Source organism: Methylobacterium brachythecii, assembly GCF_014196345.1.
Lineage (GTDB): Bacteria > Pseudomonadota > Alphaproteobacteria > Rhizobiales > Beijerinckiaceae > Methylobacterium > Methylobacterium brachythecii.
In genome coordinates, this window is the sequence record NZ_JACIDN010000029.1 from 1 (window position 1) to 1,001 (window position 1,001).

General features: G+C 69.8%; 1 protein-coding gene. It reads left to right on the forward strand.

Features of this window, described 5'->3' with window-relative positions; all coding sequences use genetic code 11:
- Positions 1–76: 76 nt before the first annotated feature.
- Entirely contained in the window at positions 77–982 is a 906-nt protein-coding gene (gene rfbD, locus GGR33_RS25700) for a dTDP-4-dehydrorhamnose reductase (RefSeq protein WP_183516099.1), read from the forward strand.
- Positions 983–1,001 lie beyond the last annotated feature (19 nt).

The following is a 1,001-nucleotide window of genomic DNA, read 5'->3' on the forward strand; positions in this document are numbered from 1 at the left end:
CGAGGGCCGCTATACCGGCGAGCGGCTCGGGCTCGCGCCTGCCGCCAAACAGGCCTGAGCGAGGGCTTCCCCCCAGATGGACATTCTCATCCTCGGCGGCGGCGGTCAGGTCGGCACGGAGCTCCAGGCCTATGCCTGGCCGGAGGGCGTGCAGGTCCATGCGCCGAGTCGCGATGCTCTCGACATCACAGACAAGTCTGCCGTCGCGCGGACCTTCGCCGAGCGCGACTGGGCGGCGGTGATCAACACGGCCGCCTATACTGCGGTCGACAAGGCCGAGAGCGACGTCGTGGCCGCTTGGCGGCTCAACGCGCTGGCCCCCGCGATCCTCGCCGTCGAGACAGCTCGCAAAAACATCCCGCTGGTCCATGTCTCGACGGATTACGTCTTCGACGGTTCGGCAAGCGGCCCCTACGAGCCTGACGCCCCGATCGGCCCCACCAGCGTCTACGGAGCGAGCAAGGCAGCCGGGGAGATGGCCGTGCGCACCGGCAATCCGAGGCACGCCATCGTGCGCACCGCCTGGGTGGTCAGCCCGCACCGGGGCAACTTCGTGAAGACCATGCTGCGGCTGGCCGCAGAGCGCGACACACTCACCGTCGTGAACGACCAGCACGGCTGCCCGACCTCGGCCGCCGATCTTGCCGGGGCACTGGCGACCATCGCCCTGCGGCTCGCCGGGGACGAGGCGGCTCCGACCGGCACTGTCCATTGCGTCAATGCCGGCACCACGACCTGGCACGGCTTCGCCGAGGCCATCGTCGCGGCCAATGCCCGGCGCGGCGGACGAGCGATCCCGGTCGAGGGCATCCCGACGAGCGCCTATCCGACACCGGCACGACGCCCCGCCAACTCCCAGCTCTCGACAGCGAGCCTCACGGCAGCCTACGGCCTGACGCCGAGGCCTTGGCAAGAAGCGCTCGAAGACATCCTCGACCGGCTCGTCGGCCCGAGCAGGGACATCGCAAAGGCCATCCCATGAAGGGCATCGTACTCGCCGG